Source organism: Shewanella sp. SR44-4 (assembly GCF_014163715.1).
Taxonomy (GTDB): Bacteria; Pseudomonadota; Gammaproteobacteria; order Enterobacterales; family Shewanellaceae; genus Shewanella.
On the sequence record NZ_JACJDU010000068.1, the window covers coordinates 1 to 16,183 of the forward strand.

Sequence of the window (16,183 nt, forward strand, 5' to 3'; positions counted from 1 at the left end):
ATGCCCGCTATAGTGCGGAGAGCGTATTGATCACGAAAGAGCATGGGGCAATCTCTTTCCAACTCTCATGCCTTTTGGCTACAGCGTATTAACCACTTCCGCTGTTTCATCACATAACGCACCTTGCGCGGATTCACTTATGTTCATCATACTGACTACCTAGCACTCACCCAATTTGTGGTTATCAGGAGGATCGTCCTCTCACGATTTAGATCCCAATTAGTCCATGACCAATCTTCGTTACATTGTCAGGCTCGCTACTTTATTCAGAGCCCTAGGTTCATCTGGTGATACAGATGGTTCACTCAAAAGCGGTGAACAGCGCTTCATACGACCTCACGTCGCACGCCCCATTATCATTTAGAGTAAAAGCTGGTTCATAAGCTGTTAATCTGAGTTGTCCATACAAAAAGTAATTTGAAATGGAGTGCGGTTTACTTTGATATTGGGAAAGAAAAACCGCATGATGACATCATAAAAAACGTTATGTGTTTATGAGTTATGTATTCGTATGTTGCTGTTATCAAAAGATGAAATTATTGATCTGAAAATCGATGAGTTAAGTGATTTATTGATACTATTGGACTCAAAATTAGAGTATTTGATAGATCAAGCTAACGCTCAGCTGGATGCAGATAGTAGTGGTATTTTCGACCGAGCTGAATACTTTATCGGTGTTGGTTTTGTCGCTATGCAACAATATATTGCCGACACGATGCAGTACAGCACCGTTCGGAAGTCTGAAGCTTTAAATCTTGGCTCCGTGACATCTCAAGGGGTTACTCATATATCAGTAATCAACTCCGCTGCAAACTGGTGGAAACATGAGTCAGAATGGGAATGGTACGGAGAAAGTGGTATCGGCAATAAAACATACTTTAGTATTTGTAATATTGTTGATCCCATCAATTACCCTTTATCCAACGTATTAGCATTTTTGGTCGCTGAAAAAACATTTTGTTTATCATCAGCTATACCGATATTGGAACAATGGCGTGACCATTTAGTCATTTATACTCAGGAACATACTTAACATAAAACGTTTAAGAGTGACTCGCAAGGTTTGGGATTTTGTCGCCATGCTGATTTTTGTTAACAGTGTGTAGATGTCGTGGCAGCGTTGTTCAACACCATAATGGGTCGTTAACTTTATTTAGGATATTATGAAGTACTTTAGTGATTCTGAAAGAGGTGCTTTACCTCGAGCAAAGAATGAAATTCCTTATAATGTTTGGTGTGGATTGACTGCGTATATTCAAACGTTAATCGATATAGGATATTTCGGAGAAAACTTTCCAGATCTTTGTCCTGACGGGCAAGGGTGTTGTGGTACCGATGAAAAAGGGTTCTCGTTAGCTTTAAAAGCAGAAATATTGGGAATTGAATATCCATTTATTACAGAAAAAGAAGACTCTGATGATTGGATGTCTAAAAAAGTCCCTTTTAATCCTGACTATTTAGACGTACTAGATTTAGTTCAGTTTTGCTATGTGAATGTATCTAAGCCTACGATGGGACAGTTTCATTCATTCTTTGGGCATCACCACATAACATCATTTGACCGATCGATCGGGCAAGCGGAATTTTTAGATAAAATTGACACTATATTCTCTAGAAATGGTTTGGCTTATCAATTACACAGTAATGGTCAAATCACAAGAGTACTCAATCCATCACTAACTTCAGTTACTGGACAAGTAAGCAAGACGCTTGATCAGGAACTTAATGATCTGATTGCAAGAGCAAATAAGAAAATATGTAACGCGGACGTCCAAGTGCGTTATGAAGCATTGAAAGAGCTTTGGGACGGATTCGAACGTATAAAAACAGTATTCAACCCTAGTCAAAGTAAAAAACAATCAATGACACAACTGCTAGATGCCTGTGCATCAGATAGAGAATTCAGAGCTCAACTAGAATCTGAGGCTACAGCTCTGACGACAATTGGTAACTCGTTTTTTATTCGTCACTCAGAGGTTACTCAGATTAAGTTAAATGATAGTGACCACATTGAATACTTTTTTCATCGCCTAGCAAGCTTTTTGTGCTTATTGGCGAAAAAATTAAGTTAACTAAGTTGGTTAGAGCGATTCTCAACGTTTGTGTCTAAGTTATAAAGGCCAGGCTAGTTGATAAGCGTTGTTCACACTTTAACTCGGCGTCATGCACTAGAGGAAATTGTATGATCATTTGTAGTAAAACAAGCGAAAGACTTCGAGATCTTATCAATGAAGAGACTGAGTATCGTTCCGGTCCAAACTTGGTTAAGTTTTTTAACGTATTAGGTTTTAACCATTCTTATGGGCAAGGTTTCCCTTCTCGTTGGAAGTATACCGATGATTGCTTAGAGACTATCAATGGTACCCCCAAACTAGATACTTGTATTAAAAATGCATTTAATCCAGTTAACTTTATCGGACGTCTTGGAGAACTAGATGGTTATTTAGCTGACTTCAATCAGTATCTTGCTTTCGACAAATGGCAAGTGGTCAGAAATGAAGCTGAAATTACCTTCAAGAAGCTCCACAAAGTAGAATTACATGAAAACGAAACGAATGTGCCTAGCCTGTCTGAGTCTGATTTCTTGAGCCGAGAGTTTAGTGGCTTCTCAATCTCTGACTTAGGTTTGGATCCTAATATCACAGACACGTTAAACAACCGATTAGATGAAATAGAGAAAACTTACAATTCTGGGGCATACCTTTCGACTATTTTACTTGCAGGTAGCTCGTTAGAGGGGATATTTCTTGGACTTGCATCAAGTAACCCTAGGGCATTTAATACCGTTAAATCATCGCCAAAAAACCGTGATGGAAAAGTACAACAGTTTCATGATTGGACACTGGCAGCGTTTATTGATGTTGCAAAAGATTTAGATTTGATTCAACTGGATACATATAAATTTTCGCATACGTTGAGGGATTTTCGAAACTATATACATCCATATCAACAAATGTCGTCAGGTTTTACACCCAGAGAGCATACAGCTAAAATTTGCCTCCAAGTTTTAAAAGCTGTAATTATGGAAATCTCAGAAAATATCAATAAGATACCTAAATAAAAGGAATTAAAGTGTCTAAAGTTAATGGAGTGACCAATTTGATACATAACTATGATGGATGGTGTCGAAGGATTGATTTACATTTCCGGTCACGATTTCCTCATCTAAATACTAGGTTATTCAAGCTTGATGATTATGAATATCAGTTGTATTTAGTTGATTCTGTTGATGAATTTGACGTAATTAGTGATGCTTTTAATAGAGAAGTAAAATTCGTAACGGCTCCAATCAAGCTAGTAATGAATATTCCGGAAACTTATAAGATTGAAATTGAAAAAATTACGGATGATAAAATACCATCGAAATTTGAAGGCTACCCATTAACTAATACCCAAATATACAGTCACATTCTTTCAATTCATCCTAATGTCAAAGTGAGTAAAATTGAAGAAGATCATGATAATCGACTTATAATTGTAGAGCTTGCAGGGAGATATGAATCAGATGTAGTCGTGGGTGTTGAAGAGACCGCGGCGGCTCTAAAAGGCCCGTATTCTTATAAAGTTAGAATCGGAGGAGAGCTAACCTCGAATTTTAAAACTAGTGACGAAGTGTTTAATATTGCACCATCTCAGACCAAAAGTGAATTGAACTGCGCTTTTATCGAGAGAGATGAAGCTTTATGGTATGAGAATATTGAAAATATTTATAATGGCTCATATCAAAAATCTGATCTTTATTTCTTTGATCCTAGTAAATCAGCATGCCTTGTTAATTTTTCAAAATTCCAGAATGCAAATTTGAGAAACCACCTACTCCTATATGATGTAGTTTACTGTGTTCTTCCATTAGCCCACAAAATGTCAAACTTCCTTGTAAACCAAAAAATATCAAAAGATGAAATACTACGCTTGGTTAAGCGAGGAAGGCTAAAAATATTAAATATGCAACCTGAGAGCAGACTAGACTACGGCTTTATAAATGAAGCCTTCCAAGAAAACCCATCAGCTGTTGTAAGCAGGCGAGCATTATCAGCTTTATGTGCAATTGATTTGGTTGAAATGAATCAGTCGTACGCTTTGAGTGATCCTGATCTAGATAAATACATTTACCCATTAGTACAAGAGGTTTCTAAGCTAACAGGCAAAGATATTGGTACTGTTAGCAATTTCTTACTTTGGCCTAAGCAGGCTCTAAGAAGAAGCCTTGATTCATTAAATCAAGCTGGGCCTATGGGGATATCTAGATATGGAATTAATAACCCTATAATCGATTCGCTACCGGCAGAAAATAAAGAAAAAATTAAATTTGAATTTATTGTTAATAGTGACCAAATTCATCTTTCACATGCATTGGATGCTACATATTTCCCTTTTTTCGTTGATGGTGGGAAATACTCAGACCACCCTTATGCTCTCATGATGGGAAAGATGCTTAACTTCTTTAAAAACTCAAGCTGTCACAATATTTCTAATCTAGTTGATGTTGAGAATATAAAATCAGCTCAGAATCCCAGCTTAGGACTAATCTCAGCTTTTGATATTAACGATTACATCCCTGTTCTAGAATTTGAGGAAGAAATTTCTAGTAGCGTTGTTCGTAATGGTATGAACTCATTATTTTCAGAATTGAATTTACTTAACAGGGAAGGAAGGAGTCAGCGTATCTCTGAGTATAATGTTGAGGTAGACAAAGCTCTTAGAAATAAAAATGTTTCTAAACATGCGTTGGATTTAGGAGAAGATACCTTAGGCTTGTTTATTCCATTTTGGACAACTGCTAAGAAGTTGGTAAAAGGAGGTACTAAAATGGCAATGGATAAATTCCCAGCAATACAAAACGTATCCGAATTCATAGAAGATAAGACCAGCAAAGAGAGTGGTAAAAATAGAAACATAAGCGTACTTACTCAAGTAAACAGGGTCGCTAAATTAAAACGCGAATTCAAGTAAGATAATAGAGAGATCAGCTGACAAACGGCTGCAACCTGACTTCCGGCAGTTGAGCCGAGCGTTATGTTTATGGAGGTAAATTTGACAGATTATATAAATCTTGTAAAGAAGTTCGGGTTGAGTTCAGTGTGTACGGAGCCAAGGTTTTAGGCTGGGTGGAGGCATTACTAACCACTTAATGCGGCGTTATTGCATATCTGCTTGCCATACTTTCCCTAATGCCAATAATCATTTTCAGAGCTTATCATCTAACGCATTTTTGTCCAGGTACGTGACAGTAAAATGCAGCAGACTCGTTTATGCCCGAAGTTTGTTTCGAGCAACATAATATCAGCCCATACGTTTGTCGGTTGGCCTACTTTTAGTTATGTTCCACAAAAATAAGAAACTAAAATTGATTCAGTTGTTTAACTATTGACCTGGATGCAGGAATATTACAAAGTGTCCTTAGAATAAAAGTCGCTTTTAGGTTTAGATAGTTCAATCTCTTATGAAAAAAATCACGTCCTTTAGATATTTGCTTTTAAGTTTGCTCAATAATATTGTTTCATGGCTTGAAAGGTCTAACCATTCGGATATAGAACAATCTAAATTCGTGGATCTCGCACCAACTGATGAGGCTGACAAGGAAGGTATATATACCAAAGCGATTTTGTTTGCTACGAATAATACCAAGGTATTCAACATTGCTCTAACTGGTCCCTATGGTTCGGGAAAGAGCAGCATCATCCAATCCTTCTTGAAGAAGTATAGACGACCTGCGCTTCAAATCTCTCTAGCCTCCTTCATTCCCGAGGGTGATGTAGGGGAGAATAAGGTGAGTCGCCAAGAGATTGAAAGAAGCATCCTACAGCAAATATTGTACGGTGCTGACGCAAACAAACTTCCTCTTTCGCGCTTCAAAAGAATTCAGTCACCAGGAGTTTGGTCGTTTCTTAAATCTCTCTACATCATGTTTGGTGCTATTGCGCTTTGGTATGTATTACATTTACGAGAAGATATAATCAAAGGTGAATTTTTGGTTCCGTTTGAACTCAGCAATTGGTTCAATATAGTAGTTTTCTTTTTCGCAGCAGTATTCCTCTGGACAGTCCTGCATCACTTTTATGTGGCGAGTTTCGGTCTGTCACTCAAAAGCATTTCGTTGAAGGACGTTGAGATTAAACCTGCATCTGATGATCAGGCGTCCATATTAAACCGCCATCTAGACGAAATAGTTTACTTCTTCCAATCAACCAAATACGATCTTGTAATCATTGAGGATTTAGACCGATTTAATAATGCGGATATTTTCGTCTCACTCCGCGAAATTAATAGTCTCGTGAACGAGAACGCAGGTGTGAAACGTACTATCAGGTTCCTCTACGCCATGCGTGACGATATGTTTGTCAACACCGAGCGAACCAAGTTCTTTGAATTCATTATTCCCGTCATACCTATCATCAACACATCGAATTCGATCGACATGGTATTGGAGCAGGGAAGTAGACTTGAGCTCGATGGATACCTTGAACGGCAGTTTCTGAGAGAGGTCTCACGTTACCTGAACGACCTGAGATTGATTCGAAACATCTTTAATGAATACGCTATTTATGCGGCTCAATTGGAAATAACTGGAGAGAGTCTACTTGATGCCAACAAGCTTCTTGCGATCCTGATCTATAAAAACGTTTATCCAAGTGACTTTGAGCAACTGCACTGCGGCGCGGGTAATCTCGCCAAAATATTGAACCTCAAAGACGAACTCATTAGGCATGGTGAGGCGACGAATAGGGCCGAGATCCTGGGGCTTGAAGAGCGTCTTGAAATCGCGGAACGGCAGACTCCTTCGGACCTTAGAGAGTTGCGGCAAATCTACGCTATGGCTCTGGTTGAGAAGCTTCCTGCGAATACTTACAACGTTAGTCATGATCAGCAGACATTGTGTTCACTTCCTCAACTGGCCAGCCACGATGCATTCGAGAAACTGATTGAGACTTCACGTCTGTTCTACTACAACAACTATGGTAACCAAGGACATATCGATGCTTCTAAATTACAAAGAGAAGTAGATACGCAGAGATCTTACCTGCAACGCAAAGTGGAGATAGAAAATAAGGCGGCTGATAATAAGAACAAAAGCTTGCGTAGAATAAGTGAGCTCAAGTTAAAGATTGCAACGCTACGCACGACTAAGCTCAACGAGCTGTTGCGTTTGGCCCCCAATGGCCTGCAAGATCATTTCGAAACCTTCGGGGAAAACGGAGAACTTGCCCGTTTTCTGCTCCTAGAAGGCCATATTGATGATACTTACTATCAATACACCTCACTTTTTCACTCGGGCCGTTTGTCGCCAAATGACAATAAATTTCTGATCCAGATACGGGCATTTGTCACACCAGATCCAGGTTTCCCGATCGATAATCCACAAGAAGTTGTTGCTGCTATGCGAGATGAGGACTTCCGACAAAGCTATGTCTTGAACATCAAGCTTGTCGATAACCTTCTGAGGGACCAAAGCCGTTACCTTGACCAAACGAAGAAGCTTTTCGAGTATATCTCATCCGAATTTGAAAGCTGCGAGGGATTTTTCGATGCCTATTACACCAGTGGCAGCAATGTTGCCGGACTTCTTTCAGGACTAGCCAATGCATGGGATGAACTTATCCCTGCAGTTGTAACCAGCCCTAACAATATCTCCCACGTCACTCAATTGGTCGCAAGCCTGCCTGAAAAATCGCTCAAAATGTTCGCAAGGGATTTTGACGAGCTACCAGAATTTGTTTCGGCGAACCTTCCAGAGATTCTGGTTAGTTTACCTGAACTAGCATCGGAACGCCTTGCATGCCTAGACTTTGAAGTCAAAGATCTGGCTGCAATCAAAGAACACACTGAAATTGTACGTTTCATGTTCGAGAAGGGACTTTTCGCACTTACGATCGCAAACTTGGAATACGTTTACCAAATGATTTTAGGAGAGAACGATCTCGAACCACTACGGACGAGGAACTACACGACTATACTATCGATGAATAATCTTGCCTTATTGGAGAGGGTAGAACGCGATTTCGAGCGCTACCTGTGTGAGATCCTTTTAGAGCTTGAAGGAAATTCTGAGGAAGATATCCCCGCTATTTTAGCTGTTGTTTGCCAAGATACGCTTGAGCAAGATGATCTTCGGGAGTTCCTTGAACGGCAGATGATACTGTTGCCAAGTCTAGAGGGTGTGCCTGAGAAATTGCACCCGATGCTGTTCCAGTTAGGTAAGATTGAACCAACTTGGGCAAACTGTCTTGCTTTCATGGAAGATAACGTGTTCGAGGCAGATAGCCTGATTGGATATCTTGATCGAGATGTTGTTCGTGAAGTTATCTTGGAACACTCTATGCCTAGTGATTCTGCTTCGCTGAAGCTGCGTCAGTTCCTCCTCAGTGCGGGCTCGCTGTCTGATGCAGCCTATAGAGAATATGCTCACGCCCTGCCGAATTCGTTCAAGAACCCACCAAAAGAAATCGAACCAAACAAGCTTCAAATCCTGATTAATGAAGGAAAAATCACATTCACTAAGGAAAGTCTCGATGCATTCGCTGATCACTGTGATTTGCAGGTTTTATTCGTCGCGGTCAACATCGATTCATATCTTGCGGACTCTGACAGCTTTGCACTCGACGATGACTTTCTAGAGGAGCTTCTTCGAGCTGAAATTGATAATACAGCCAAGCTTGGGATAATTGAATTGATGGACCTAGAATTGCTTGTGGATCTTCCTAAGCGGTCAGCTATTATCGGCCCAATTATTATCAACACTGACGCCAATATATCCAGTATTAGTCGGAGTATTGCGCAATCTCTGATAAAACATTCTTCGCCCATAGCGACGCAAATCTCACTCTTCAACAAATACCATTCTCTTATGACAAATGACGAAGTTCGCCTTGTTTTGAGCAATCTACCTAAACCATTTTCAGAAATAAAAACAGGGTACAATTCGCCGAGATTGAAAAACACTCCCGAAAATCAGTATTTGGTCAAATGGCTTGATTCAAAAAGCATTATTTCGTCATCAACTGTTAGTTTGTACAATAACGAAATAAAAGTGAACCTCTATAGAAGGTAATAAAAAATAAACAATATAATCAGCCGCATAAGTATCGTGGCTGTTCAATATAGACTAGCTTCGCTTGCCCATGTACAAGCATTAAATGCCATAAATTATGAGCAAAGGAATAAGAGCCTTTAAAGGCGGCGATGTTAACTCATAAAAATATTAATCCGAAACTCATGGATTAGAGTTAAAAATCTAACTCGGAAATGTCCAGAGACGTGCCAGCACGATCATTGCGAGCACGTTTGAGCTCCTAGGTAGCTACAAAACTAGACTGTTGAATGCCTTTGTTTTTCGGGGGAATTAACATTCAGGCCTAATTCCTCTAGAGATTCGATTAAAGGAGTATAAAATCTTTTTCTGGGCTCACGGTTAGCTCTATTATTATCGATGCTTAGTCTGCCATCATCTATCCGCTCATGGTTTGGCGCCTGAACTCAATATCGTATTGCTTTAACATTCTTCCTGGTGATAAGTTGACTGAGTAAACTTATCACCAGGAAATAACAATAAAGATGATTTTACAAATATCACTCATATGATCATACTGTTGATATGTATGACTAAGTTAGACAGCACATATAAGGTGGATAAATGAACTACTATGCAGAGGATCCCTTCTAGGTAATGTAAACCTGGAGGGTAAATGAAAAAACTAAAACATCAGTACCGAAAACGTATTAAAAGCCAGTGTCAATATTTTTGGGGGTATTATCCAAGCGTACGCAGTGCAGCCCACAAGCACTTTTCAACAAAACAAGAAAAGGGTTATTACTTCCTTCATATGATTGAGTGCAGAGGCTACCCGATCAAGTTACGAGCAGCACGAGGAAGATCGTTGGCTAACCCTTGGGATGACTACCCAGCGTACGTGTATGACCTAGCAAAAAGTTGGAAGCATAATTCCAAACGACGCTATCAGTACTACAAGTAAATCTCACGATAATAAAGCTCCTCCTTTGAGGAGCTTTTCTATTTCAGATCCAGAAGAGCGTCAAGAGCCATTAATTTTATTGGCTCTGTTGTAAACATCTAGTCAACTGCAGCTATTTTTAACATTCCAAGGTAACAGGCTGTCAATATCCGGTGCTGGTGCAGAGTTCATCAAGGCAAGCCATGATTAATTCAAATGACGTTAAGCCATTTACCTTTGTTGTTTCGTCAATACTATAAAGCTTGGCACGAGCTGGTCACTTCCACAACTGGTAAAGACATCCATAACTTGCAAGCTTTTGTAAAATAAATCACGCTGACAATATTGCCAAAGCTGATGCTGTTGTCGCCTAATTCTGTGATGGCTTAAGTAATCCTTACAGCAAATTCAATAAAAATACTGGGGTTGAACTGTTAAGTTAGTTTACTTAGGTTGAGCATGGAAATATTGAATTACCTCGTACCAGGAGAGGAATTGCTAGTTGAGAAGATGCTTTCCTAGTGTTTTTCATGTAGGTACGAGCACACCACTAATATTTTTGAGACGTTACAACAAAAGCAATAACCTCTTCTTAATTTTCCAAGCTAAACGAACACATTACCAACATCATAGAAACTTTAATAATATAATCAGATAGATATTCTGACTGGCGTATGCTGGTCTTATTTTTGAAGAGATTCCTTCTGCGAAAAAAACATTAAAGATCTAGCAATAAAAATTAGATCGCATAAAATAACTGTACAAATGTACAGTGGTTATAAATATGCGCATTATCCCTATTCATGCAAGTGCTGGTATTACTGGGTTTGAATCTCCAGCTTCAGAATATTTACAGTTAGCATTAAGTCTTGATGAGCTACTTATAGAGCATCCTAGTGCCACATTCATTGGTGTGGCCACTGGTGATTCGATGCAAGGTGTGGGAATTTTCTATGGTGATTTATTGATAGTGGACAGGCATGAAACGGTTCGAGATGGTGATGTTATAGTGGCTAATTTCAATGGTGAGTTTGTATGCAAAATCCTTGATAAACCTCGCAGACAGCTACTGTCATCCAATGAAAATCATCAACCTCAACCCATCAATGATTATGACTCTTTCAGTATTGAAGGCGTGGTTATTCGCTCTATACGGTGCCATCGGCAAAGCCCGTTACTGGCTGGTAAGTAAGGAGGAGGAAACATGTTTGCGTTGGTGGATGCGAACTCATTTTATTGCAGTGCAGAGCAAGTCTTTAGGCCTGATTGGCGTGGTAAACCCATCATTGTATTAAGTAACAATGATGGTTGTATTGTTGCTGCAAATCGGCAAGCGAAAGATCTTGGCATACCTAAGTTTTCTCCTTACTTCAAAGTGAAAGACATGTGTCAGCGCTTAGGAGTGATTGCTTGCTCAAGCAACTATGAACTCTATGCTGATTTATCCTTGAAAATGATGAATATTATTGGCCGTTTTGCGCCAGAGCAACATATTTATTCCATTGATGAAAGCTTTCTGTCATTTAAAAAATGCTATCCAGCAATTAAATGCTTGCGAAGTCAAGGTCAGCTCATTAGGCGCGCTGTTTGGAAAGAAACTCGATTACCCGTGTGTGTGGGGATGGGGCCAACTTTAACGTTGGCAAAAGCAGCTAATCACGCAGCCAAAAAATTACCTGGCTATCAAGGTGTATGTGTCATTGACAATGAAGATGAGCGATTGGCTATTTTACGTGCCATGAATGTCAATGATGTATGGGGCATTGGTCGTCGTATTAGTCAAAAATTAGCATTGATGGATATAAAAAACGCATTAGAGCTTGCCAATATTACTCCAGGGTTAGCCCGCAAACAATTTAGTATTGAAATAGAGCGAACTGTACGTGAATTAAATGGACTGGCTTGTAAACAATGGGATGAGGCAAGAGCAGATAAACTGCAAATATTCTCTACTCGTAGCGTTGGTGAGCGAATTATTGATTACGATTCTTTGTTGCAAGCATTGAGTAAACATATTGGTATTGCTGCTGCAAAAGCCAGACGACAAGGATCACACTGTAAAACCATGATGATGTTTGCGAGTAATTCACCCTATGATGAGCATCCTGCAAACTTTAAAGTGTTGGTGTCTTTTCCTTGCCCAACAAATTGTACAAAAGAGTTAACCCAGGCAATGAGCATGGCGGCACCAAGACTTTTTAGGCCAGGAGTGAGATATTACCGAATGGGAATAGGGCTGCTTGATTTAAGCGCTCAAAAAAACACTCAACTCGACATGTTTAATTCATCTAAAGCCAATCCAGTATTGATGCAAACCCTAGACGGCATTAACCAGCGTTATGGTACGGATACCTTATTTTTAGCCGCTCAAGGGATAGAACAAAAATGGTCGATGCGACGTGATTTACTCACACCACAGTACACGACAAATTGGAAAAGTTTACCTGCGATAAAGTGCTAGATAACCACAGAACAATACATCAAATTAAATATGTAAGACCTGGTTGAATTTACCATAAGCTTGTGACATGTTATCAAATAGGTGCTGAATGTTTAGTCCTATCGTTAGAAGCTTAATGGGCCCATCCATGTCAATGAGGTAAATGATGATGTCAGAATTGTTGAGTTACGATCTCGCCCTGATTTCAATAGGCATTGTCATCATTGGTGGTTTTGCTCTAGGCCTTTATCATATCGTCACGTTTAATTCCTTTAAGGCCAGACAAGCCGAAAATAAAATAGAAAACTCCATAAAATAAGCTTTAAGTCATCATATAAGCGTTCGCTGTGTAGTCTACTAGCTAATAGTGGCTTGATGTAAAGCTCACAAATTTATCAATGTCACAGCGGAATGCTCGTTATTTTCAATCCACTCATTAAGTTCCTTGATTTAGCTAGCGGTATTGAGTCTATACATCACGTTGCCATTTACTTTAGTAAAGTAATAATGTGACGGTAGAGCATCAAATTGAATTTTGGCATAGTTAGATTCAGCAGAGCTTCTATCCGCCTGTTTTAATACATGTTCAATTGGGTAGCGAGTCTTGTGTCCGTATGGTTTCCCGGCTAAAAGCTCGGTTAACATCGAAAATATTCGGCTGTTACGACTCCCTAATTCCCCTAGTGGTTTAGCTAGTAAGGCAAATGTATAGCTCTCATGGGGGCCTGAACAATATTTTTCATTGTTCATGTTGAGTGCAGGGTAGATTTTACCAATATCATGAAATAACGCCGCAACTAGGCCTGTTTGGCACTCTATGTCTGAATGACCTAGATGTTTAGCATTTTGATAAGTCATTTCAGCAACCTCAATACTATGCTCAAATAGGCCACCAAGATAGCAATGATGATGCTTAAAACTGGCTTCAGAGCGCATGAATAGCCTAAGTACTTCTTCATTATTTAGGATAAAAACGACGAAAGGCAGTAGCTCCTTAACCGACACAAAACTGAGCAGTTTCAAAAATCGACCAACCAGCCCCTCATTCTTATTGTGAGAAAAATTCACCATTTTGATAAATTGCCCTTCAGTGCATTGAATGTGCACAGGTTTGATAGCACAAACCACAGTATTACCTTGATAGTCGTGTGCTATTACCATTTGTGCCAGACCATGAGTAAACTGACAGTTCCTGGCGGTTTCTGCTGTCATAATTGCGTTAACCACGTTATTGGATGAAATAAATTCACAGTTTGCAGTAGGCAGATGTGCACCAAACTTAATATTTTTAACCCAGACAAATATTGGTTTATTCATTAACATTCTCCAACATGGTATTAAAATTAACTTGTTCAATAAGACGATCAAACGCACTTCCATCTTGTCTTGTGGCGTTGGGTACATAGCGGCTATAGACTTCAAATAACATTTTGGTCGTGCTATGCCCCATTTGTTTTGCAATCCATTCAGGGTTTTCTCCTGCGGCTAACCATAAGGTCGCGCATGTATGCCTAGTTTGGTATGGGCGCCGTTTTTTTAAGCGCATTTCATTCAATGCAGGATACCAAACACGTTTTGTTACGTTGCGATGATCAAGAGGGTTGCCATTGGCATTACAAAATACATAATCCTTATTGCCAGTGACTTTCCGCTGTCTTTTAAGTGCATCCACAACGGGTTGAGACAATTGAATACTGCGATAAGACGCCGATGTTTTAGGTGTTTCAACATTTCCGTCAACCAGCGTTTCTTGGATCAAAATTTCATTTCGGTCCAAATTAACAAATTGCCATTTAAGTCCATCGATTTCAGCCGTTCTCATTGCGGTAAAAAATCTCACAATGTAATAGTCTTTAAAGTCATCACGTACTCTAGACAAGAAAAACTGCACTTCAGCCAGTGAAAATGGTTCAATAGCCGTCTTATCAATTTTTAACGGTTTGATATTGATAAACGGAGTAGGGAAGTCAAAGCGCATAGCTGCTTCATTTAAAATGCCACGCAAAGGCGTCATAACATGATTGATCCAATCATTACTTAAAGCTCCTTTTACTCCAGATCTCCGCGATTCCGAGATAGATGCTCTGAATTTTATCAAACTAGGTCTTGTTATTTCGTTAAGTCTGATAGGACCGAAAACAGGTAGTAAATAACTTTCAATAATCATCTGCACATTCTTGTAATGGCTTTTTTTCCACTGGATCTTATTTTCAGCAACCCATTCACCAATAAACTCTTCAAAAGTTGGAATATTTGACATGATTTGTGTGGATAATGGTTCAACATTTTCAGCCAAATGATGTTGTACTTTAAGATCAATCTCTGAAAATAGTTGGCATCGTGTACTTGATGGAAAATACGATTTGAACACAAAGCGATTAAGGCGGATTTCAGCTTCTATAGTGTTCATAATGCTGTTCAATTTAGAACGGTTTATGCGATTATCAATTAATACCGTTTGTTCTCTGCATCTTATCCCTTGGTAGGTAAAATCAAAAAACAACTTACCATCTCTAGCCCTAATATTACCCATGACAAACACCTCCACGAGCCATAGGAACAACTAACCGACGTTGTTGTTTTTTAAATAACTCACGCTCAACTTCTTCCCAGATGTAGAAAATCTTTCGGCCACCAAATGGCTTGATGTAATGGACGCCCTCAAAGAACACATTATCTTTCAACGTATGGTTGATATATGCCGCACTAAACTTTATTCTTTGAGAAAGTTCTTTCGCATTAAGTAATGTTTGCTTCATAAAAGCCTCTTTATGTTCTTGGTTTGAATCATTTGTTCTTGATGGGAACATTAAAACATTATACAAATGTTCTTACAAGGAACATTTTGAGTTGTTTTTGCTCATTTAAGGATGAAATACAGTGATTAGGTTTAAAATCAAAGAGTTAATAGCTGAAAAAGAATTTAAGGAAAGAAGAAAAATTACATTGCAGGAAATTGCAGACGCTGCTGGGGTAAATAGAACTGCATTATCAAAGATGATGAACCCAAGTTATCAATATTCTACTACGACTAAAGCAATCGATTCATTGTGTGCTTATTTTGGCTGCAAAGTTGACGATGTTATTGAATATATAGAAGAATAAACTGTTGTTAGTAAAGATGATTATATGATGTAATATAGTTTACTTCCTTTACCTTATGAGTACTCATGGATGCATACTCTTCTCACCTGGCTAGGTACTAAAGATCTTGAAAACATGCTTGTCGAAGCACATGCTGCCATAAGTACAATAGCCCTTAAATCGACAATTTCTTTTGATAAAATCGTTATCTTGTCAAATAAAGATGAAGACAAATGGAACCAGTTTGAGCGCTTTCTGCAAAAACGCATGGCAATTGCTAATCGCCCCAACCAAGATATTAAGGTATATAAAGCCCATATAGACAGCCCGATTGATTATCAATCAATATCTAAAGTGGCTGATCAATGGATTTCAAAACTAAGTCATGAAGCCGATACGCTGTCAATAAATCTGACCTCAGGTACGCCAACAATGACCACGTTATCTGTGCTTATTGGTAAGGGAAAATCAAACACGCGTTTTTTACAGTCCTCTCCTAAAAATGAAGTAATTGAAGTAGAAATCCCGCTTGATTTTGCGCATGCCTATGTTCAATCAGCCTCTAAAGGCATTGCTGCAAAAGCGTAACCGTCTAGCGAACCACACCTAGCATCGATGTTCTGATTGTCTAAAAATACCTGCTCAATGATAAATTTGGAGCAGGTGATGAAAACATACAGAACAACTACTCAGTGGCAGATGCTACTTC

General features: G+C 39.1%; 12 protein-coding genes. 9 read left to right on the forward strand and 3 right to left on the reverse strand.

Annotated features, from left to right (window positions below):
• The first annotated feature begins 511 nt into the window (after positions 1-511).
• From H5125_RS20300 to H5125_RS20330, 7 genes are all read left to right on the forward strand, one after another.
• Complete coding sequence (locus H5125_RS20300) at positions 512-1,033, forward strand: hypothetical protein (protein ID WP_182745203.1); 522 nt, start codon at positions 512-514, stop codon at positions 1,031-1,033.
• Between the two features lie 130 nt (positions 1,034-1,163).
• Complete coding sequence (locus H5125_RS20305; RefSeq protein ID WP_182745204.1) at positions 1,164-2,072, forward strand: AbiJ-NTD4 domain-containing protein; 909 nt, start codon at positions 1,164-1,166, stop codon at positions 2,070-2,072.
• 110 nt (positions 2,073-2,182) lie between these two features.
• Complete coding sequence (locus H5125_RS20310) at positions 2,183-3,061, forward strand: hypothetical protein (RefSeq protein WP_182745206.1); 879 nt, start codon at positions 2,183-2,185, stop codon at positions 3,059-3,061.
• An 11-nt stretch (positions 3,062-3,072) separates the two neighbouring features.
• On the forward strand, positions 3,073-4,953 hold the full coding sequence (locus H5125_RS20315; RefSeq protein WP_182745208.1) for a hypothetical protein: 1,881 nt from the start codon (positions 3,073-3,075) through the stop codon (positions 4,951-4,953).
• Positions 4,954-5,443: 490 nt separating this feature from the next.
• A complete protein-coding gene (locus tag H5125_RS20320; protein WP_182745210.1) occupies positions 5,444-9,049 on the forward strand; it encodes an ATP-binding protein in 3,606 nt (1,201 codons plus the stop codon).
• Positions 9,050-10,734: 1,685 nt separating this feature from the next.
• Positions 10,735-11,142, forward strand: a complete 408-nt coding sequence (locus H5125_RS20325) for a LexA family transcriptional regulator (RefSeq protein WP_182745212.1) — start codon at positions 10,735-10,737, stop codon at positions 11,140-11,142.
• Between the two features lie 12 nt (positions 11,143-11,154).
• Positions 11,155-12,411, forward strand: coding sequence for a Y-family DNA polymerase (locus tag H5125_RS20330; RefSeq protein WP_182745214.1), 1,257 nt, complete (start codon positions 11,155-11,157; stop codon positions 12,409-12,411).
• Positions 12,412-12,840: 429 nt separating this feature from the next.
• Here H5125_RS20330 and H5125_RS20335 read toward each other — a convergent pair whose 3' ends face one another.
• From H5125_RS20335 to H5125_RS20345, 3 genes are read right to left on the reverse strand one after another with little or no spacing between them, the layout of a single operon-like run.
• Complete coding sequence (locus H5125_RS20335; RefSeq protein WP_182745216.1) at positions 12,841-13,707, reverse strand: HDIG domain-containing metalloprotein; 867 nt, start codon at positions 13,705-13,707, stop codon at positions 12,841-12,843.
• Positions 13,700-14,923, reverse strand: a complete 1,224-nt coding sequence (locus tag H5125_RS20340; protein WP_182745224.1) for a site-specific integrase — start codon at positions 14,921-14,923, stop codon at positions 13,700-13,702. The genes H5125_RS20335 and H5125_RS20340 overlap by 8 nt, the downstream gene beginning before the upstream one ends.
• Positions 14,916-15,149 (reverse strand): hypothetical protein, encoded by a 234-nt coding sequence (locus H5125_RS20345; protein ID WP_182745218.1) that lies wholly within the window; start codon positions 15,147-15,149, stop codon positions 14,916-14,918. The genes H5125_RS20340 and H5125_RS20345 overlap by 8 nt, the downstream gene beginning before the upstream one ends.
• A 121-nt stretch (positions 15,150-15,270) precedes the next feature.
• Here H5125_RS20345 and H5125_RS20350 point away from each other — a divergent pair, with 121 nt between their 5' ends.
• Complete coding sequence (locus H5125_RS20350; protein WP_182745220.1) at positions 15,271-15,495, forward strand: helix-turn-helix transcriptional regulator; 225 nt, start codon at positions 15,271-15,273, stop codon at positions 15,493-15,495.
• A gap of 69 nt (positions 15,496-15,564) precedes the next feature.
• Positions 15,565-16,062, forward strand: a complete 498-nt coding sequence (locus H5125_RS20355; protein WP_182745222.1) for a hypothetical protein — start codon at positions 15,565-15,567, stop codon at positions 16,060-16,062.
• Positions 16,063-16,183 lie beyond the last annotated feature (121 nt).

Excerpts from the sequence above, each read along its gene's own strand:
- H5125_RS20300 (WP_182745203.1), top strand. The coding sequence starts at position 512 with ATGTTGCTGTTATCAAAAGATGAAATTATTGATCTGAAAATCGATGAG.
- H5125_RS20305 (WP_182745204.1), top strand. The coding sequence starts at position 1,164 with ATGAAGTACTTTAGTGATTCTGAAAGAGGTGCTTTACCTCGAGCAAAG.
- H5125_RS20310 (WP_182745206.1), top strand. The coding sequence starts at position 2,183 with ATGATCATTTGTAGTAAAACAAGCGAAAGACTTCGAGATCTTATCAAT.
- H5125_RS20320 (WP_182745210.1), top strand. The coding sequence starts at position 5,444 with ATGAAAAAAATCACGTCCTTTAGATATTTGCTTTTAAGTTTGCTCAAT.
- H5125_RS20325 (WP_182745212.1), top strand. The coding sequence starts at position 10,735 with ATGCGCATTATCCCTATTCATGCAAGTGCTGGTATTACTGGGTTTGAA.
- H5125_RS20330 (WP_182745214.1), top strand. The coding sequence starts at position 11,155 with ATGTTTGCGTTGGTGGATGCGAACTCATTTTATTGCAGTGCAGAGCAA.
- H5125_RS20335 (WP_182745216.1), bottom strand. The coding sequence starts at position 13,707 with ATGAATAAACCAATATTTGTCTGGGTTAAAAATATTAAGTTTGGTGCA.
- H5125_RS20340 (WP_182745224.1), bottom strand. The coding sequence starts at position 14,923 with ATGGGTAATATTAGGGCTAGAGATGGTAAGTTGTTTTTTGATTTTACC.
- H5125_RS20345 (WP_182745218.1), bottom strand. The coding sequence starts at position 15,149 with ATGAAGCAAACATTACTTAATGCGAAAGAACTTTCTCAAAGAATAAAG.
- H5125_RS20355 (WP_182745222.1), top strand. The coding sequence starts at position 15,565 with ATGCATACTCTTCTCACCTGGCTAGGTACTAAAGATCTTGAAAACATG.